Below are 16,611 nucleotides of genomic sequence, written 5' to 3' on the forward strand. Positions count from 1 at the left end.
CACGAGCCAGACGGTCTGTGCGGTGAGCATGTCCCACAGTCTGCTGAGGCGACGGGGCCAGCACAAACGTTCATCTCGAAGAGTGAGACCCCTGACCGAATAGTGAGATCAGGTCGTCGCCGCGGGGGTGATGAGGGCGACCGCATAGGCGCCGGCCATGGCGCCGACGAGGGCGAGCCCGGCCCCGGCGGCGGCCGGCCCCCAGGGCACCAGGCCCGCGGCGGCGACGCCCACGAACACGGCCGGATTCGCGGCGCCGACCAGGACGACGGTGGGGCCCGCGCCGGCGAGCACGACGGGAGCCGCCAGCAGGGCGTCCGGTCCGTCGCCGTCCACGCCGAGGACGGCCCAGGTGCCCACCACTGCGGCCAGCAGTGAGACGAGCGTCACGCTCACCCACTGCGGATCGGCGAACAGCTGCGGCTCCCCGAGACGATCGCCCACCGCGCGCAGGCCCAGCCCCGCCACCAGGGCGGTGAGGATTTGGGTGGCGAGGAGGGGGAGAAGCTCGCCGAAGCGATGCCGGCCCACCACGGCCAAGGCGAGAGCCCACGTGCCGTTCACGGCACCCAGCCCGGACTGCTGCTCGCCACTCGACAGCCGGGCGAACCAGCCCAGCGTGACCGTCAGGAGAGCCACGGCGGCGACGGTCAGCGTCGCGTTCGCGGCATAGAGGCCCACGACGGTGGTGAGCGTCAACAGGAGCGACATCGTCGCGGCCGTCACGAGCCGGCGCGCCAGCGATGGGACGCGGTACGAGGGTTCCATGGGGGTCACCGTACGGTGCGCGCACGTGAGGTGGAACACGCCACGCGCGCGGCAGCTACCGTGAGGCCATGGCGACCAGCGACTCGGTCGGCCACCGCGGTGTGGTGGACGACCTCAAGCGTGTGGTCGCGCGCACCTTCGGCGCCTGTCTGCGCTACCGGGTGACCGGGCTGGCCGCCGAGGCCGCGTTCTTCGCGATCTTGTCGCTGCCACCGTTGATCTTCGGACTCGCCGGGTCCATCGGGTACATCGCGAGCCACTACGACGTCGCGCAGCTGGACCTGTTCCGCCAGCGCATCATCGACTTCAGCTCGCAGGCGCTCAATGATGCGACGGTGGACGCGATCATCGTGCCGACCGTCGACGAAGTGCTGCGCGGCGGGCGGATCGACGTCATCTCGATCGGGTTCGTGCTGGCGCTGTGGTCCGGCTCGCGCGCGCTCAACGTCTTCATCGACACGATCTCCATCATGTACGGGCTCGGTGGCGAGCGCGGGATCGTCCGCACCCGCGTCCTGTCCTTCAGCCTCTACGTCGTCGCGCTGCTCATCGGCATCGTCCTGGTGCCGCTCGTGCTGATCGGACCGGTCGTCATCGCGCAGTGGATCCCCGACGACCTCGAGTGGTTGAGCGCGTTCTACTGGCCCGGCGTCCTGGTGCTGTCGACGGGGTTCCTCGCGACGCTCTACCACCTGTCCGTCCCCGCCCGGAAGCCCTGGCGTGTGGCGTTTCCGGGCGCGGTGTTCACCGTACTGCTGTGGATCGTGGGGAGCTGGCTCGTGCGCTGGGCACTCGACTTCACCTCCGGGGGCATGTCCATCTTCGGTCCGCTCGCGGCCCCCATCGCGCTGCTGCTGTGGCTCTACGTGCTGTCGATCTCGGTGCTCATCGGCGCAGCGCTCAATGCCTCCGCCGACGGCATCCTGCTGGCCCGCGACCTCGACGAGCCGGTCGACCCCTCGACGGTCTGACCGGTTCGGGCCGTCATCGGTCGCCAGATCATTCCGGCAGCTTCGAGACGGTCACCCAATCGGTCGTGCCGGCCAGCTTCTCGAGCTCGTCGCACGTCACCTCGATCGCGGAGTTGGCGCTGCCGCACGCTGGGAACACGCTCGCGAATCGCCGGAGCGAGGTGTCGAGATAGACCGCAGCGCCCGGCGGATTGGCGAACGGGCACACTCCGCCGGGCGCATGACCGGTGAGCCGCTCGACGTCGTCGCCCTTGAGCATCGAGGCTTTGACGGCGAAAGTGCGCTTGAAGGCCGCGTTGTCGAGCCGTGCGTCGCCGGCCAGGACGACGAGGATCGCCGCGTTGGGCTCGGCGGCACGGAAACTCAGCGTCTTGGCGATGCGTTCGGGATCGACCCCGAGAGCGGCAGCGGCCAGTTCCACGGTCGCGCTGGACTCGGCCGTCACGACGACGTCGTCGCCGCGGCTGAAGGCTTCCAGGTGGGCGCGGGCGGTCTCCAAGGACATGGATCGATGGTAGGAGGCCGCGGCGCGATCCCCGCGATTCGTTCAGGGTGCGGTCGCCGTGCGGCTCGGTTCCACCGGCACGTCCGGCGGCTCGTCGGGATCCAGGTCGGGTTCGGGCTCGGGGTCGACCGGTGCGGTGGGATCGATCGGATCGGTATCGGGACCGAATGGTGTGGTGGTCATGGTGGCCTCCTCGTTCGATCATGACGTTCCCGGACGGGGGCGAGCTCAAACTCGCTGAGGCTGCCGAATGGCTCCGACGAAGGGTGACCGGCGGAAGGAAACAGCAGTGAAGCTAAGCAAGCGCTTAGACATCGGCTACGCTCGGGGCATGCGAGCGATCCAGATCACATCCCTCGACGGTCCCGAAGCCATCGAACTCGTCGACATCCCAGCGCCGGCCCGTGGCGAGGACCAGGTCCTCATCGAGGTCAAGGCGGCCGGCGTCGCCTTCCCCGAACTGCTGCAGAGCCGCGGCAAGTACCAGATCCAGCCGCCGTTGCCCTTCGTCCCGGGGGCCGAGGCGGCCGGCGTCGTCATCGAGGCTCCGGAGAACTCGGGCTTCGCGCGGGGCGACCGGGTGGCCGCGTTGCCCATGTTGGGCGGCTTCGCCGAGCAGGTCGTCGCCGACGCCTTGCTGACCTTCCCGCTGCCGGACTCGGTCTCGTTCGCCGAGGGTGCGTCCTTCATGTTCAACTACGGCACCGCCTACTTCGGGCTCATCACGCGTGGCGCGATGCAGCGCGGTGAGCGCGTCCTGGTCCACGGTGCGTCCGGCGGCGTGGGCACCGCCGCGATTCAGGTCGCCAAGGCGTTCGGGGCCGGGCACGTCATCGCGGTGACGTCCACGAAGGAGAAGGGTGAGATCGCGCTCGAAGCGGGCGCGGACGAATACGTGCTCTCGGAGGGCTTCAAGGACGCGGTCAAGGCCTCCGGCGGAGTCGACATCGTCGTCGACCCGGTCGGCAACCCGCCCGGCGGCGATCGCTTCACCGACTCGCTGCGGTGCCTGGTCGATGACGGCCGCATCCTGGTCATCGGCTTCACCGCGGGGGAGATCCCCACGATCGCCGCGAACCGCCTGCTGCTCAACAACGTCTCCGCGGTGGGCGTCGGGTGGGGGGCGTACGCGATGAAGCGCCCGGGGCTGATCAAGAGTCAATGGGAGGCCATGGAGGAACACCTCGCGTCAGGCGCCCTCGCGCCGGTGGTGGGTCAGACCTTCGCGCTGGAACACGCTGCCGAGGCGCTACTGACCCTCGACCGCGCGCAGGCGACGGGCAAGCTCGTCCTGGAGTTCTGAGCCTCGTCGCGCCTCTGCACGGACGTCCGGTCGCCGCGGCGGGCGGCTTCGCCGGCATCGTTGTTGAACTTGAGCACGGTTTCATTTAAGGTGGCGTGACGTAGTTCACGCACGAGGAAGCCGCCTGCATGGTCAACATCGCCGCCGACGTCTGGGCGCACGCCGACGTGGAACCAGGACGCGTCGCCATTCGCTCGCCGCGGACCATCACGTACCGCGAACTGCGACAAGCCAACGAACGGGTCGCCGGCGCCGTGCGCGGGGCAGGGGTGCGGCCACTCGACCGCGTGCTGTTCATCGCGCCCTCGATCCCGGAGTTCCCCGAGATCTACTACGGGCTCCACGCGGCCGGCGCCACCGTCATCACGATGAACACGATGGCCACGCCGGCGGAGATCGGCTACGTGCTCGATGACGCGGGAGTCGCGCTCGTCATCGCCTGGCACGACTGCGCGGCGAGCGCGGTGGCCGCTGCGAAGGAGCGCGGGCTGCCCTGCTGGCGGGTCGAACCGGGCTTCGCGTTCGACGCCGAGCCCCTGCGCGACGTTCACCAGCACGAGTCGGACGACACCGCGCTCATCCTCTACACCTCGGGCACGACGGGACGTCCGAAGGGCGCCGAGCTCACCGCGGCCAATCTCGTCGATACCGTCTCCTCGTTCGAGCCGGTCCTCAACCTCAGCAAGGACGACCGCTTCGGTACCGGGCTGCCGCTGTTCCACGTCTACGGCCAGGCCGTGTGCATGAACACGACATTGGCCACGGGCGCATCCTTCTCCCTGGTGCATCCCTTCGACCCTGCGCGGATGCTCGAGGTGATGGTCGCCGACCGGCTCACCAGCCTGGCGGGAGTGCCGACCATGTGGAACGCGATGCTCCACGTCGAGGGCGACTACACGCCGGAGGACTTCTCCGCGTTGCGGATGGCGACGTCCGGGGGTGCGTCGCTGCCGGTCGAGGTGATCCGGGCGTTCAATGAGCGCTTCGCGTGCACGATCCTCGAGGGGTACGGGCTCACCGAGTCGACCGGGGCGGCGACGTTCAACGACCTCAACCGCCCGCAGAAGGCCGGCACGGTCGGTCCACCGCTGCCCGGGACGCGCATCGAGATCCGCGATAGCGAAGGGAACACGCTCGGACCCGGGGAGCCGGGGGAGGTCTTCATCGCCGGTCCCACCGTCATGAAAGGGTACTGGAATCGCCCTGATGCCACCGCCGCGGACCTGCGCGACGGATGGCTCAGGACCGGCGACATCGGTTCGCTGGACGAGGACGGCTACCTCTCGATCGTCGATCGCGTGAAGGACCTCATCATCCGCGGCGGGTACAACGTCTACCCCCGCGAGGTGGAGGAGGTCCTGTACGAGCACCCCGAGATCGTCGAAGTCGCGGTCGTCGGAATTCCGGACCCGCACTACGGCGAGGAGGTCGCGGCCGTCGCGGTCCTCTCCGAGGGTGCCACCGCCACGCCGGAGACCATCCGCGCCTGGGCCAAGGAGCGGCTCTCGGCCTACAAGGTGCCCCATGTGTTCGCCTTCGTCGACGCGCTGCCCAAGGGCGCGACAGGGAAGATCCTCAAACGCGCCATCGATCGCGATGCGCTTCGCTCGATTGCCACGGGAGGCAGACCAGCATGAAACTCCACGACAGCGTCGGGATCGTCACCGGTGCCGGAGGTGGGATCGGCGCGGCCCTGTGCCGCAGGTTCGTCGAGAACGGCGCGCGGGTCGTGGCCACCGACCTGAACGCCGATCGGCTCGAGGACGAGGTTAGCCGGATCGCGGAGGACCATCCGGGCTCGATCGTCGCGCTCGCGGGCGACTGCTCGTCGGTCGAGCACATCCGCGCAAGCATCGCGCTGGCCGAGTCGACCTTCGATGCCCCGGTCGACCTCTATGCCGCGAACGCCGGTGTCGGGCTCGGTGACGGACTCGACGCCACCCCGGCCGACTGGCAGACGTCGATCGACGTCAACCTCATGGCCCACGTCCGCGCCGCGGAACTGCTGGTGCCCGGGTGGCTCGAACGAGGGAGCGGCCACTTCCTGTCCACGGCGTCGGCGGCCGGACTGCTCACCCAGATCGGCTCGGCCACCTACTCGACCACGAAGCACGCCGCCGTGGCCTTCGCCGAATGGCTCTCCGTCACGTACGGGGCGCGGGGAATCGGTGTCAGCTGCCTGTGCCCGATGGGCGTCAACACGGCCATGCTCAACAGCGGCGCCGAGTCCGTCAGCGACACCGCGCGTCAGGGAGCCAGGGCCGTGACAGAGGCGGGCCTCGTGCTCGACCCGATCGACGTCGCCGACATCGTGGTGCAGTCGCTGGCCACCGACGAGTTCCTGATCCTGCCGCACCCCGACGTTCTCGAGTTCTTCCGACGCAAGGCCTCGGACTACGACCGGTGGCTCCGTGGCATGCGCCGCTACCAGGAGACACTGTCGTGACCGCCCCGGTCGCGCCGCGCAGCGCGCCGAGAGCCGTGCTGTTCGACTTCGGCGGCGTCCTCACCACGAGCGTGCTGAACGGGTTCTCCGACTTCAGCGAGAGCGTCAGCGGCGATCGCCGCCTCGTGCTGCGGCTGCTGAGCGGCGACGCCGAGGCCAAGCACCTGCTCGTCGAGCACGAGGAAGGTCGGCTGGACCATGACGCGTTCGAGGCCGGCTTCGCTCAGTGTCTGCGGGCCGCCGGCGTCGACGTCGAGACCGACGGCCTGATCGGTCGCATGCAAAGTCACCTGCGGCCCGACGACGAGATGATCGCGCTCCTCACCGCGGTGCGCCGCCTCGGCTTCGCGGTGGGGCTGGTGTCCAACTCACTCGGTCGGGACTGCTACGCCGGGTACGACCTGGACGAGCTCTTCAATGCTCAGGCCATCTCCGGTATGGAGGGCGTCCGGAAGCCGTCGCGGCGCCTGTACGAGATCGCCTGCGAGCGTCTGGGTGTGCGGGTGGACGAGGCGGTCATGATCGACGACCTCGCGCAGAACATCACCGCGGCTGAGCGCCTCGGCATGCGCGGCATCGTGCACACGGATGCGGCCACGACGGCGGCCGCGCTGTCGGTGCTGCTCGAAGTGGACGCGCGCGAGCTGCTTCCGGATGCGCCGCAGCACGCGGGGGACGCCCTCGAGGAGGCTCGATGAGGTTCGGAATGGACACGCGTCGGTACGCAACGGACAGGGAGACGTCATGGATCTGGGATTGACAGGTCGGACCGCGGTGGTCACCGGAGCGTCGCGCGGCATCGGCCTCGCGATCGCGCAGGCCCTGCACGACGAGGGAGCGCACGTCGTGCTCACGGCGCGCCGCGAGGAGGATGCGGCCGCAGCAGCGACGCAGGTCGGGAAGCGCGCCCTCGGAATCGGGGCACATGTGACCGACGAGGAGGCGGCGCGCGAGTGCCTGGAGCGCACGCTCGACGCCTTCGGCAGTATCGACGTCCTGGTGAACAACGCCGGGACGAATCCGGCCTTCGGATCCCTGGTGCAGCAGGAGCACTCGCGCTTCGCCAAGACCCTGGACGTCAACCTGTGGGGCCCGACGCTGTGGACTCAGCTGGCCACGCAGATGTGGATGGGCGAGCACGGCGGCTCGGTCGTCCATACCTCGTCGCTCGGCGCGTTCGCGGTCGGCCCGAACCTGGCGGTGTATCACGCCTCGAAGGCGGCGCTCACGCATCTGACGCGCCACCAGGCCCAGGAACTCGGACCGAAGATCCGGGTCAACGCCGTCGCTCCCGGAGTCGTCCGGACCCGCCTGGCCGAGGAGCTGTGGAAGGAGCACGAGGCGGCCGTGGCCGCCGACACGCCGTTGGGGCGCATCGGCGAACCGGAGGACATCGGTTCGGCGGTGGCCTTCCTCGCGGGCGCGACCGCGAGCTGGATCACGGGGGAGACCCTCGTGATCGACGGCGGCCAGCGCTGGGGGTCGGGACGATGAGCGTGGCGCTGGACCTGCCCGCCCTCGCCGCCTGGATGCGGGTCGAGGGCATCGAGGTCGCCGGTGACCTCACGGCGACCCGGGTCGGTCGTGGACAGTCCAACCTGACGTATCGGCTCAGCGACGAGCGCAAGCGCTCCTGGATCGCCCGGCGCCCGCCGCTCGGCGAGCTGCTGGCCTCCGCGCACGACGTGGTGCGCGAGCATCGGATCCTGGCTGCTCTGCAGGACACCGAGGTGCCGGTGCCGTCGCTCGTCGGGGTGTGTGAGGACGCCGCGGTCGCGGACGTGCCGGTGGTCGTGATGGAGCATGTGGACGGGATCGTCCTCGACCGGATGGACATCGCCGAATCCCTCGACCCGGACGTGAGGCGCGAGCTGGGCCTGAACCTGGCGCGGACCCTGGCGCACATCCACGCGGTGGACGTCGACGCCGTGGGCCTGGGTGACCTGGCCTCGCGTTCGCCGTACGCGGAACGCCAGCTCAGGCGCTGGTCCCGCCAGTTCGAGGCGAGCCGCACGACCGATCGTCCCGACCTCGACGCCCTGACGGCGCTGCTGCAGGCCCATGTCCCCCCGCCGGGTGATCTCTCGCTCGTGCACGGCGACTTCCACATCCGCAACGTCATCGCCGACGGTTCCACCGGCTCGCTGCGCGCGGTGCTGGACTGGGAGCTGTCCACGCTGGGCGACCCGCTCGCCGACATCGGCAGCACGCTGGCCTACTGGCCCGAGGCCGGCGAGAGCGCCAGCGGGCTGTTCGAGGCATCCACGCTTCCGGGCTTTCCCACGCGTACCGAACTGGCCGACGAGTACCTCGCCACGTCCGGTCGCGATGGCGACACGCTCGCCTTCTGGCACGTGCTCGGGGTCTGGAAGATCGCGATCATCAGCGAGGGTGTCTACCGGCGCACCCTCGACAACCCGGAGAACACCGCCGAAGGAGGAGCTCCCACGCCGCAGCGGATTCAGGCGGTGATCGACCATGCGTGGGACATCGCCGCCGCCCATGGGATGACCCGGTGATGAGGGCGAGGGGCCCCCGATGAGCGATGCGTCGGCGCAGGACTCCGGCCGGGAGATCCCCAGCCTCGTAGACGTCTCCCGGGTGCGGGAGCTGCCCACGACGGCGCGCGGGGTGCGCACCCGGCAGTCGCTGGTCGCCGCGGCCCGGCGGGTCTTCGAGCGCGACGGCTTCATCAACTCCCGGCTGACCGACATCACGCAGGAAGCGGCGTGCTCGATCGGTACCTTCTACACCTACTTCGACAGCAAGGAGGAGGTGTTCACGGCCGTCATGCAGGCCGCGCAGGACGACATGCTGCACCCGGGGGTGCAGCATGCCGACCAGGACGCCCGCAACGTCCCGGCCGTCCTCGAGGCCAGCAATCGCGCCTACGTGGACGCGTACCAGCGCAACGCCAAGCTCATGCTGCTCCTCGAGCAGGTCGCCACGATCGACCCGGAGTTCCGCCGGCTGCGACTCGCCCGGAGTATGGCGTTCGCCCAGCGCAACGCCCGTTGGATCGAGCGGCTGCAGTCCGAGGGGTACGCCGATCCCGATCTCGAGCCCTTCATGACGGCGCGGGCACTGTCGACGATGCTGGGTCGCATGGCCTACCACGCCTTCGCTCTGGAGGAGGAGGGCTGGGACGTCGACGCCATCGTCAGCACGGCGACCAAGATCTGGCTCAACGCGCTCGGCGTGCCGGCCGACGGCTCCAAACGCGCACTCACGCGATCTTGAGCACCAACTTGCCGGTGTTGCGGCCTTCGAAGAGGTCCAGCAGCGTCCGCCCGAAGTCCTCGACCCCGCCCTCCACCACCGTCTCGCGGGCCACGAGCGCACCAGAGCCGATGAGCGCGGACATGTCGGCGATGGCGGCGGCGTCCTTGTCGGGGTAGTCGAAGACGAGGAACCCCTGCATGCGAGCACGGAAGACCAGCAGCGACATGTACCGCCGGGGGCCGGGTGCCAGCGTCTCGTCGTTGTAGGTCGAGATCGCGCCGCAGATGACGACCCGCGCTCCGCGGCGCAGGTTCGCCAGCGCGGCGTCGAGGATGTCGCCACCCACGTTGTCGAAGTAGATGTCGATGCCGTCCGGTGCCGTCTGACGCAGGCGCTTGAGGACGTTCTCGCTCTTGTAGTCGATGACGGCGTCGAAACCGATCTCGGTGAGCCAGGCGCACTTGTCGGGCCCGCCGGCGATGCCGATGACGGTGCAGCCCTTCGCCTTGGCCAGCTGTCCGGCGACGCTTCCGACGGCGCCGGCCGCCGCGGAGATCACGACGGTGTCCCCGGCCGTCATCTCTCCGACCTCGTGCAGCCCGTGGTACGCGGTGAGGCCGGGCATGCCGAGCGCGCCGAGCCAGGTGGCCGGCGCCGCGACCGAGGTGTCGATCTTCTGGAGGTCGTCGCCGTCGCTGAGCGCGTACTCCGTTGCGCCGAGCGTGCCCGAGACGGCATCGCCGACCGCGAAGTCCCGGTGGCGCGATTCGACCACCGTGCCCGTCACCGTGGCGCGCATGACGTCGCCGATCTGCACCGGAGGGAGGTACGAGCGCACGTCGTTGAGCCAGCCGCGCATGGCCGGATCGAGCGAGATGTGGTCGACCTTGACCAGGACCTGACCCTCAGCGGGACCGGGCAGCTCGACCTTCTCGACCGCCCAGGTGCTGTCGTCGGGCAGGCCGGTGGGGCGCTGGGCGAGGGTGATGCGCGTCGTCGTCGTCACGGTTCTTCCGTTCTCTTGACTTGAATTCGGATTCAAGCGTAGGGGTAGGGTGTGGTCACGCGCTGTGATGCAGACCACAGCGAACGAGGTGAAGGAGTGCTGATGGCGACCGTCGAGACCGTCAAGGGGCCCATCGACAGCGGTGAGCTGGGCAGGACCTTGGTTCACGAGCATGTGTTCGTCCTGGGGGAGGAGTACCGGCTGAACTACGACGCCGACTGGGACGAGGAGCAGACGGTCGCGGATGCCGTCCGCGACCTCAACGACCTGAAGTCCGCAGGGATCGACACGATCTTCGACCCGACCGTGCTCGGATTGGGGCGCTACATCCCGCGCATCCAGAAGGTGGCGGCGCAGACCGAGCTCAACATCGTCGTGGCGACCGGCTTGTACACGTACAACGACCTTCCTCACCAGTTCGAGCATCGAGGTCCCGGACTCCTGTTCGATCAGCCCGAGCCGCTCGTCGAGATGTTCGTGAAGGACATCCGCGAAGGAATCGCCGACACGGGGGTGCGTGCGGCGTTCCTCAAATGCGTCATCGAGGAGCCGGGGCTCACGCCCGGCGTCGAGCGAGTCATGCGGGCCGTCGGTCAGGCCAGCGCGGAGACCGGCGCGCCGATCACGGTGCACACCAATCCGCACACCCGGTCCGGCCTGGTGGCGCAGAAGGTGCTCGCCGAGGAGGGAGTGGATCTCACCAAGGTGGTGCTCGGTCATTCGGGGGACTCCGACGACATCGGGTATCTCATGGAGCTGGCCGACAACGGGTCGTTGCTCGGCATGGACCGCTTCGGTCTCGACGTGTACCTGCCGACCGAGCAACGCGTCGACACGATCGTGGAACTGGTCCGGCGCGGCTACCTCGACCGGCTCACGCTGGCGCACGACGCGTCCTGCTACATCGACTACTTCACGCCCGAGGAGCGGTTCGAGAAGCAGCCGAACTGGAACTTCCGTCACATCCCCGACGACGTCCTCCCGATGCTGCTGGAGAAGGGCCTCAGTGAGGACGACATCGACACCATGCTGGTGACGAACCCGCGTCGCTACGTGGAGTAAGCATCGAGTCGAGTACGTGAGGGGCCCCGGCCGACGGCCGGGGCCCCTCACGCGTGGTCGGGCGCCGGTGCTCGCCCGCGTTCGCGCATTGAGAAAGGCTGAAAATAAACTTGAAGTCACATTCAATGTGATCTAGCCTACACAGAGCCGACCTTGGAGGATGCATGGAAGAGACCATCGACCGCGGCGGGTCGCCCAGCGTCGCACCGGTTCTGTCCGTCGACGACCTGGTCATCGAGTATCACTTGGCGCGCGGCGGTGTCCTGCGCGCCGTGGACGGGGTCAGCTTCGAGGTCGCTCCGTCGGAGATCGTCGGGATCGTCGGGGAGTCCGGAAGCGGCAAATCCAGCGTCGGGATGGTCGTCGCCGGATTCACGAGGGCAGCGGGCGGTCGGCTCGTGTTCGATGGCGACACCACCGAGTCCTGGCCCGGCGCCTCGACGTCCGGCCGCCCGGGAATCCAGATGATCTTCCAGGACTCCTCGACGGCGGTGAACCCGAGAATGAGCGTGGCGCGCATCATCGCGGAAGCGATCGCGCGCGGCGGCCGCATCACCCGGGAGCACCTCGATCAGAGCGTGGGCTACCTGGAAAAGGTCGGGCTCGACACGGCGCTCGCGGACCGCAAACCCCGCGAGTTGTCCGGCGGGCAGAAGCAGCGAGTCGCGATTGCGCGCGCTCTCGCCGCGAATCCGTCCGTCCTGGTCTGCGACGAGTCGGTCTCCGCGCTCGACGTCTCCGTCCGGGCGAAGATCCTCAACCTCCTGGTGCGCATTCGCCGCGAGGAGAACATCGCCATCATCTTCATCTCTCACGACCTCGCGGTCGTGAGCCAGTTGGTGGACCGGGTCGTCGTCATGCAGAACGGAGCGGTCGTGGAGTGCGGTCCGGTGCGTGAGGTCATCGACCGCCCCCAGCACCCCTACACGCAGAAGCTCTTGAATGCGATCCCACGACTGGAGAGGACCACCGTGACCGCGCAGGAAACCGATCCCCGATCGACGGCAACGAAAGAGGAAGTCTCGTGAAGAACATCTTTGACGCAGCGCGCTGGATTGCGACGGCTGCACTCGTGGCGGCGCTCGCCGCCTGCGGATCCGGCGGGGGCTCCAGTGAGGGCAGAGACGCCTCGAAGCTGACGGTCGGGTCGTTGCTGATGCCCAGCAGCCTCGATCCGGTCCACGTCACCGGCGGACACGATATGACGTTCCTGCGGCTGATCTACGACCGGCTGCTCGAGACCGACCCCTCGACCGGTCAGGTCACGGAAGGGCTCGCGACCGAATGGGGCTACTCCGAGGACGGCACCGCCTTCCATCTCACTCTTCGCGAGGGCGTGACGTTCTCCGACGGGACGCCGCTCGATGCGGAGGCGGTGAAGGCCAACCTGGAGCGCAACTTCGAGATGACCAAGCTCGGACTCATCACGTCGGTGGCGTCGGTCGAGGTGGTCTCGCCGACCGAGCTGAAGCTCGTCATGGCCGATGACAGCAAGTGGTTGGCCGAGCAACTCGCCCACAACTCCGGCTACATGGTCTCGCCGGCGGCGTTCGAGGGAACCGACGACGTCTCGGGCAACCCGATCGGCTCGGGCCCGTACCGCATCGCGTCCAATGTGTCCGGATCCCAGATCGTGTTCGAGAAGAACCCCGACTACTGGAACGAGGACCGGGGCTTCTACGAGACGATCGATCTGAAGTTCTTCAAGACCCCGGTCTCCATGAACCAGGCGCTGCAGTCGGGCCAGATCCAGGTCGCCGCTCGCACCGCGTTGACGGACATCGACTCGCTGTCGAAGGCGCAGGACATCGAGGTCGAGGTCGATCCGTCGCTGGCGCACTACCACGTGCAGTTCAACATGGCCAGCCCGGCGATGCAGGACGTGCGTGTTCGCGAGGCGTTCAACTACGCGCTGGACCGTGAGGCGCTGGCCGAGGCCGGCACCGCCGGCTACGGCGAACCGACCCAGAGCATGTACCCCTCCGACTCCGAGTACAGCAGCGAGGAGACTCAGTCGCTGTGGTCGTACGACCCGGACCGCGCGAAGCAGCTGCTCGCCGACGCCGGATTCGCCGATGGCGTCGAGTTGTCGTGCGTGACGTACACCGGCTCGGGTTACGAGACCTCGTCGCCGTACATCCTGGAACAGCTCGATGCCGTCGGCATCAGGGTCGACCTGGAGGTCTCGGAGCTGTCCGAGGTCATGGCGAAGTTCTACAAGGGCGGGGACATCGCGGCGGCCGAGCAGGCTCCGGACTGCTACTTCACGAGCTGGCCGAGCCAACCGACGCCGCGTGACACCTTCAATGCGGAGTTCGGCAAGTCGATCTACAACGTCGGCCACGCCGAGGTCGTCGACTTCGACCTGCTGGCGGAGTTCGAGCGGACGCTCGATCACGAGCAGCGGGTGAAGCTGGCGCATCAGATCCAGGTCGCCGCGGCCGAGAACCCGAACATGGCCAACATGTTCACGAAGCCGAAGGCCTTCGCCCACCACACGTCAGTGCAACCTCACGAGCCGAACCTCCTCGAGTTCGACATCGACATGGCTGCACTGCGGCCTGCCGAGTAGTAAGGACCGCTCATGTCGCAACCCAGCGCTGTCCCGCACGAGTCCGAGCACCACGACGCCGAGCCGATCCTGTCGGTCCGAGGACTCCAGGTGGATTTCGGTGGACCCCATCAGGCCGTCGCCGACGTCTCACTGGACCTCCATGCCGGACAGATTCTGGGAGTGGCCGGTCAGTCCGGGAGCGGCAAGAGTCTCACGGCTCTCGCCGCCCTCGGGCTGGCCCCGACCAACGCCGACGTCAGCGGCTCGATCCGGTTCAAGGGGCGTGAGCTCGTCGGTGCCAAGGAATCGGAACGCGCCAAGGTGCGCGGATCGGGCATGACGATGATCTTCCAGGAGACGGTAACCGCGCTCAATCCGGTGGTGCAGATCGAGCGGCAGTTGGAACTGGCGCTGCGCGCGAACGTCGCATGCTCCAAGGCCGAGGCCAAGGACCGGATCGTCCAAGCGCTGCAGGACGTCCAGCTGCGCGATGTGTCCCGAGTCCTCGAGAGCTACCCCCACGAGCTCTCGGGCGGCATGTGCCAGCGGGTGATGATCGCGATGGCCCTCGTCTGCGGTGCCGACGTGCTGTTCGCCGACGAACCGACCACGGCCCTCGACGTGACCGTCCAACGGGAGGTCATGGACATCATCCGCCGCATCACCGACGAACGAAAGCTGGCCGTCATGCTCATCTCGCACGATATCGGGGTGCTCGACGAGGTGTCCGATCGTCTCGTGGTCATGTATCGCGGCCGGGTCATCGAGACCGGACCTTCATCGGCCGTGATCGCTCGCCCCCAGCACCCGTACACCAAGGCGCTCATCAACAGCATCCCGCGGATTCACGGCTCCCACAACGAGTTCATCGAGATGCCCCCGCTGGACTTCGAGGAGTTCGCACCCGTCGATCACCAGGGCCGGGAGGTCGTCGCATGATGCGGATGTTCCTGCGCCGGCTGCGCGTGGTCATTCCGACCTTGTTCCTGATCACGCTGCTGTCCTTCATGCTGCGCGTGATCATTCCCGGTGGTCCTGCCGATGCGCTCCTGGGCGGCTCGGACAACCCGGACACGATCAAGATGATCAACGAGCGGTATGGTCTCGACCGGCCCGTCTGGGAGCAGTACCTCAGCTGGATCGGCGGCGTGCTGCGTGGCGACTTCGGCATCTCCTACGCGACCGGCCTTCCCGTGGTGGACGTCATCGCGCCACGGCTGGCGTCCACGCTCGAGATCGTCGGCTTCGGCATGGTCGTCTCGCTCGTGCTCGGCATGGCGATCGGCATGTTCGCCGCGATCAAACGCGAGACCCGCGTGGGCCGTTTCGTCTTCGCCGCGTCCGGGCTGGGCGTCTCCGTGCCGGTCTTCTGGATCTCCACGATGTGCGCGGGCATCTTCGGGGCGATGCTCGGGTTGCTGCCGGTCAACGGATACGTTCCGTGGTTCAGCGGCGTGAGCGCGCATCTGCAGTCCATCACGATGCCGGTCCTGCTCATCGCCGTTCCGCCGACGGCGTTCACCATCCGGCACGTCCGCAGTGCGATGGTGGCAGCACTGGACAGTCCCTATGTGCGCGCCGCCCGTGCCATGGGCGTCAGTTCGGCCCGAATCCACTTCGATCTGGCGCTGCGCAACGCCGTCGGTCCGGTCATCACCTTCATTCCGTTCCTCGCCTCGACGCTCGTCGGTGAGCTCGTCATCATCGACGTGGTCTTCGTACTCCCCGGCCTCGGGGCCTCGATCGTGGACGCCGTCCACTTCCGGGACTTCGCCGCCTTGCAGGCCATCGTCCTCTTGCTCGCCGTCGCCGTCGTGATGCTGTCGCTCATCGCGGATCTGGTGCTGACGGCGATCGATCCTCGTCGCAGGAAGGCTGTCTCGTGACCATCGCCCAGCAGATCACGACCGGACGCACCGCGCCGGTCGGCAAACGCACCAGGTCCGACCGGGTCCTCACCCCGACCGTCGTCTTCACCCTCGCGGTGGTGGCGCTCGTCATCGCGGTGGGGTTGCTGGCACCGCTGATCGCGCCGTTCGATCCGTTGACGACGAATTCGGGCAACACGTTCGCGTCGCCTTCGGCCGAGCACTGGCTCGGTACCGATCAGGCGGGACGCGACGTGCTGTCGCGGCTCATGTACGGCGCAACCGCGTCGTTTCGGGGAACGGCCATCGCCGTGGCCGTCTTCATGGTGATCGGCGTGCCCTGGGGGCTCGCGGCGGGGTACCTCGGTGGGCCGTTCGACGAAGCCAGCATGCGGCTCGCCGACGCCATCTTGTCGATCCCGGGCCTGGTGTTGGCCGTGGCGATCACGGGAGTCGTGGGGTCCGGGCTCAATATGTCCATGGTGGCGCTCGGATTCATCTTCTCGCCGAGCATCGCGATGCTGTTGAGGTCGAACATCCTCCCGATCCGGCGCGCGGACTACCTGCTCGTGGCGCGATCCCTCGGCGTCAGCAACCTGCGTGCGGCGTTCCGTCACGTGCTGCCGAACGCCTTCGCGCCGGTCCTGGTCCAGGCCTGCAGCCTCGCCAGCATCGCGATGATCGTGCAGGCAGCGCTGGGGTTCCTCGGCCTGGGCGTGAACCCGCCGCACCCCTCGTGGGGTGGGGACCTGGCCGACGCGTACCTGTTCTTCACCGAAGCGCCGTTCGCCACGGTGGTTCCCGGTCTCGTGATCGTGCTCGCCGCCTTCTCGATCAGTCGGATCGGCGACGCGCTCCGGGCGTGGTTGCACGTGGGCTGACCGCTCCTCGATACCGCCCGCCCCG

18 protein-coding genes are annotated in these 16,611 nt (G+C 68.2%); 14 read left to right on the plus strand and 4 right to left on the minus strand.

Annotation, left to right across the window (positions count from 1 at the left end):
- Positions 1-108 precede the first annotated feature (108 nt).
- The gene (locus tag D9V41_RS11220; RefSeq protein WP_121794667.1) at positions 109-768 is read right to left on the minus strand and encodes a hypothetical protein; all 660 of its coding nucleotides are present in this window, start codon (positions 766-768) and stop codon (positions 109-111) included.
- Positions 769-836: 68 nt separating this feature from the next.
- On the opposite strand from D9V41_RS11220, the gene D9V41_RS11225 reads away from it, so the two are divergent.
- The gene (locus D9V41_RS11225; protein ID WP_121794668.1) at positions 837-1,739 is read left to right on the plus strand and encodes a YihY/virulence factor BrkB family protein; all 903 of its coding nucleotides are present in this window, start codon (positions 837-839) and stop codon (positions 1,737-1,739) included.
- 28 nt (positions 1,740-1,767) lie between these two features.
- Here the strand turns inward: D9V41_RS11225 and D9V41_RS11230 are convergent, their stop codons facing one another.
- Both D9V41_RS11230 and D9V41_RS17835 read right to left on the minus strand, forming a co-directional pair.
- Entirely contained in the window at positions 1,768-2,244 is a 477-nt protein-coding gene (locus D9V41_RS11230) for a YbaK/EbsC family protein (protein WP_121794669.1), read from the minus strand.
- Between the two features lie 42 nt (positions 2,245-2,286).
- Positions 2,287-2,427 (minus strand): hypothetical protein, encoded by a 141-nt coding sequence (locus D9V41_RS17835; RefSeq protein WP_166376011.1) that lies wholly within the window; start codon positions 2,425-2,427, stop codon positions 2,287-2,289.
- 148 nt (positions 2,428-2,575) lie between these two features.
- Here D9V41_RS17835 and D9V41_RS11235 point away from each other — a divergent pair, with 148 nt between their 5' ends.
- The 7 genes from D9V41_RS11235 to D9V41_RS11265 all read left to right on the plus strand — a co-directional run bounded on the left by D9V41_RS11235 (position 2,576) and on the right by D9V41_RS11265 (position 9,233).
- A complete protein-coding gene (locus D9V41_RS11235) occupies positions 2,576-3,547 on the plus strand; it encodes an NADPH:quinone oxidoreductase family protein (protein WP_121794803.1) in 972 nt (323 codons plus the stop codon).
- A gap of 128 nt (positions 3,548-3,675) precedes the next feature.
- A complete protein-coding gene (locus D9V41_RS11240; protein ID WP_121794670.1) occupies positions 3,676-5,184 on the plus strand; it encodes a long-chain-fatty-acid--CoA ligase in 1,509 nt (502 codons plus the stop codon).
- A complete protein-coding gene (locus D9V41_RS11245; RefSeq protein ID WP_121794671.1) occupies positions 5,181-5,993 on the plus strand; it encodes an SDR family oxidoreductase in 813 nt (270 codons plus the stop codon). Before D9V41_RS11240 ends, D9V41_RS11245 begins: the two co-directional genes overlap by 4 nt.
- Positions 5,990-6,691: an HAD family hydrolase gene (locus tag D9V41_RS11250; RefSeq protein WP_208006838.1), complete on the plus strand. Its 702-nt coding sequence runs from the start codon at positions 5,990-5,992 to the stop codon at positions 6,689-6,691. Before D9V41_RS11245 ends, D9V41_RS11250 begins: the two co-directional genes overlap by 4 nt.
- Positions 6,692-6,737: 46 nt before the next feature.
- Positions 6,738-7,487 (plus strand): SDR family oxidoreductase, encoded by a 750-nt coding sequence (locus D9V41_RS11255; protein WP_121794672.1) that lies wholly within the window; start codon positions 6,738-6,740, stop codon positions 7,485-7,487.
- Positions 7,484-8,512 carry a phosphotransferase family protein gene (locus D9V41_RS11260; RefSeq protein WP_121794673.1) on the plus strand — a complete coding sequence of 343 codons (1,029 nt, stop codon included), beginning with the start codon at positions 7,484-7,486 and terminating at the stop codon, positions 8,510-8,512. The genes D9V41_RS11255 and D9V41_RS11260 overlap by 4 nt, the downstream gene beginning before the upstream one ends.
- 19 nt (positions 8,513-8,531) lie before the next feature.
- Positions 8,532-9,233 carry a TetR/AcrR family transcriptional regulator gene (locus D9V41_RS11265; RefSeq protein ID WP_121794674.1) on the plus strand — a complete coding sequence of 234 codons (702 nt, stop codon included), beginning with the start codon at positions 8,532-8,534 and terminating at the stop codon, positions 9,231-9,233.
- Here the strand turns inward: D9V41_RS11265 and D9V41_RS11270 are convergent.
- Positions 9,220-10,221, minus strand: coding sequence for an NADP-dependent oxidoreductase (locus D9V41_RS11270; RefSeq protein ID WP_208006839.1), 1,002 nt, complete (start codon positions 10,219-10,221; stop codon positions 9,220-9,222). The two genes, D9V41_RS11265 and D9V41_RS11270, sit on opposite strands and share 14 nt — an antisense overlap.
- Before the next feature lie 102 nt (positions 10,222-10,323).
- On the opposite strand from D9V41_RS11270, the gene D9V41_RS11275 reads away from it, so the two are divergent.
- The 6 genes from D9V41_RS11275 to D9V41_RS11300 all read left to right on the plus strand — a co-directional run bounded on the left by D9V41_RS11275 (position 10,324) and on the right by D9V41_RS11300 (position 16,586).
- Positions 10,324-11,283 carry a phosphotriesterase family protein gene (locus D9V41_RS11275; RefSeq protein WP_121794806.1) on the plus strand — a complete coding sequence of 320 codons (960 nt, stop codon included), beginning with the start codon at positions 10,324-10,326 and terminating at the stop codon, positions 11,281-11,283.
- 164 nt (positions 11,284-11,447) lie between these two features.
- Complete coding sequence (locus tag D9V41_RS11280; protein ID WP_121794675.1) at positions 11,448-12,311, plus strand: ABC transporter ATP-binding protein; 864 nt, start codon at positions 11,448-11,450, stop codon at positions 12,309-12,311.
- The gene (locus D9V41_RS11285) at positions 12,308-13,855 is read left to right on the plus strand and encodes an ABC transporter substrate-binding protein (RefSeq protein WP_121794676.1); all 1,548 of its coding nucleotides are present in this window, start codon (positions 12,308-12,310) and stop codon (positions 13,853-13,855) included. The genes D9V41_RS11280 and D9V41_RS11285 overlap by 4 nt, the downstream gene beginning before the upstream one ends.
- A 12-nt stretch (positions 13,856-13,867) precedes the next feature.
- Positions 13,868-14,776 (plus strand): ABC transporter ATP-binding protein, encoded by a 909-nt coding sequence (locus D9V41_RS11290; RefSeq protein WP_121794677.1) that lies wholly within the window; start codon positions 13,868-13,870, stop codon positions 14,774-14,776.
- Positions 14,773-15,723, plus strand: a complete 951-nt coding sequence (locus tag D9V41_RS11295) for an ABC transporter permease (protein WP_121794678.1) — start codon at positions 14,773-14,775, stop codon at positions 15,721-15,723. Before D9V41_RS11290 ends, D9V41_RS11295 begins: the two co-directional genes overlap by 4 nt.
- Entirely contained in the window at positions 15,720-16,586 is an 867-nt protein-coding gene (locus D9V41_RS11300; protein ID WP_121794679.1) for an ABC transporter permease, read from the plus strand. Before D9V41_RS11295 ends, D9V41_RS11300 begins: the two co-directional genes overlap by 4 nt.
- The last annotated feature ends 25 nt before the right edge of the window (positions 16,587-16,611 follow it).

The sequence above is a fragment of the Aeromicrobium phragmitis genome (genome assembly GCF_003674095.1).
Classification (GTDB): Bacteria; Actinomycetota; Actinomycetes; order Propionibacteriales; family Nocardioidaceae; genus Aeromicrobium; species Aeromicrobium phragmitis.

Excerpts from the sequence above, each read along its gene's own strand:
- D9V41_RS11220 (WP_121794667.1), bottom strand. The coding sequence starts at position 768 with ATGGAACCCTCGTACCGCGTCCCATCGCTGGCGCGCCGGCTCGTGACG.
- D9V41_RS11225 (WP_121794668.1), top strand. The coding sequence starts at position 837 with ATGGCGACCAGCGACTCGGTCGGCCACCGCGGTGTGGTGGACGACCTC.
- D9V41_RS11230 (WP_121794669.1), bottom strand. The coding sequence starts at position 2,244 with ATGTCCTTGGAGACCGCCCGCGCCCACCTGGAAGCCTTCAGCCGCGGC.
- D9V41_RS17835 (WP_166376011.1), bottom strand. The coding sequence starts at position 2,427 with ATGACCACCACACCATTCGGTCCCGATACCGATCCGATCGATCCCACC.
- D9V41_RS11235 (WP_121794803.1), top strand. The coding sequence starts at position 2,576 with ATGCGAGCGATCCAGATCACATCCCTCGACGGTCCCGAAGCCATCGAA.
- D9V41_RS11240 (WP_121794670.1), top strand. The coding sequence starts at position 3,676 with ATGGTCAACATCGCCGCCGACGTCTGGGCGCACGCCGACGTGGAACCA.
- D9V41_RS11245 (WP_121794671.1), top strand. The coding sequence starts at position 5,181 with ATGAAACTCCACGACAGCGTCGGGATCGTCACCGGTGCCGGAGGTGGG.
- D9V41_RS11255 (WP_121794672.1), top strand. The coding sequence starts at position 6,738 with ATGGATCTGGGATTGACAGGTCGGACCGCGGTGGTCACCGGAGCGTCG.
- D9V41_RS11260 (WP_121794673.1), top strand. The coding sequence starts at position 7,484 with ATGAGCGTGGCGCTGGACCTGCCCGCCCTCGCCGCCTGGATGCGGGTC.
- D9V41_RS11265 (WP_121794674.1), top strand. The coding sequence starts at position 8,532 with ATGAGCGATGCGTCGGCGCAGGACTCCGGCCGGGAGATCCCCAGCCTC.
- D9V41_RS11275 (WP_121794806.1), top strand. The coding sequence starts at position 10,324 with ATGGCGACCGTCGAGACCGTCAAGGGGCCCATCGACAGCGGTGAGCTG.
- D9V41_RS11280 (WP_121794675.1), top strand. The coding sequence starts at position 11,448 with ATGGAAGAGACCATCGACCGCGGCGGGTCGCCCAGCGTCGCACCGGTT.
- D9V41_RS11290 (WP_121794677.1), top strand. The coding sequence starts at position 13,868 with ATGTCGCAACCCAGCGCTGTCCCGCACGAGTCCGAGCACCACGACGCC.
- D9V41_RS11295 (WP_121794678.1), top strand. The coding sequence starts at position 14,773 with ATGATGCGGATGTTCCTGCGCCGGCTGCGCGTGGTCATTCCGACCTTG.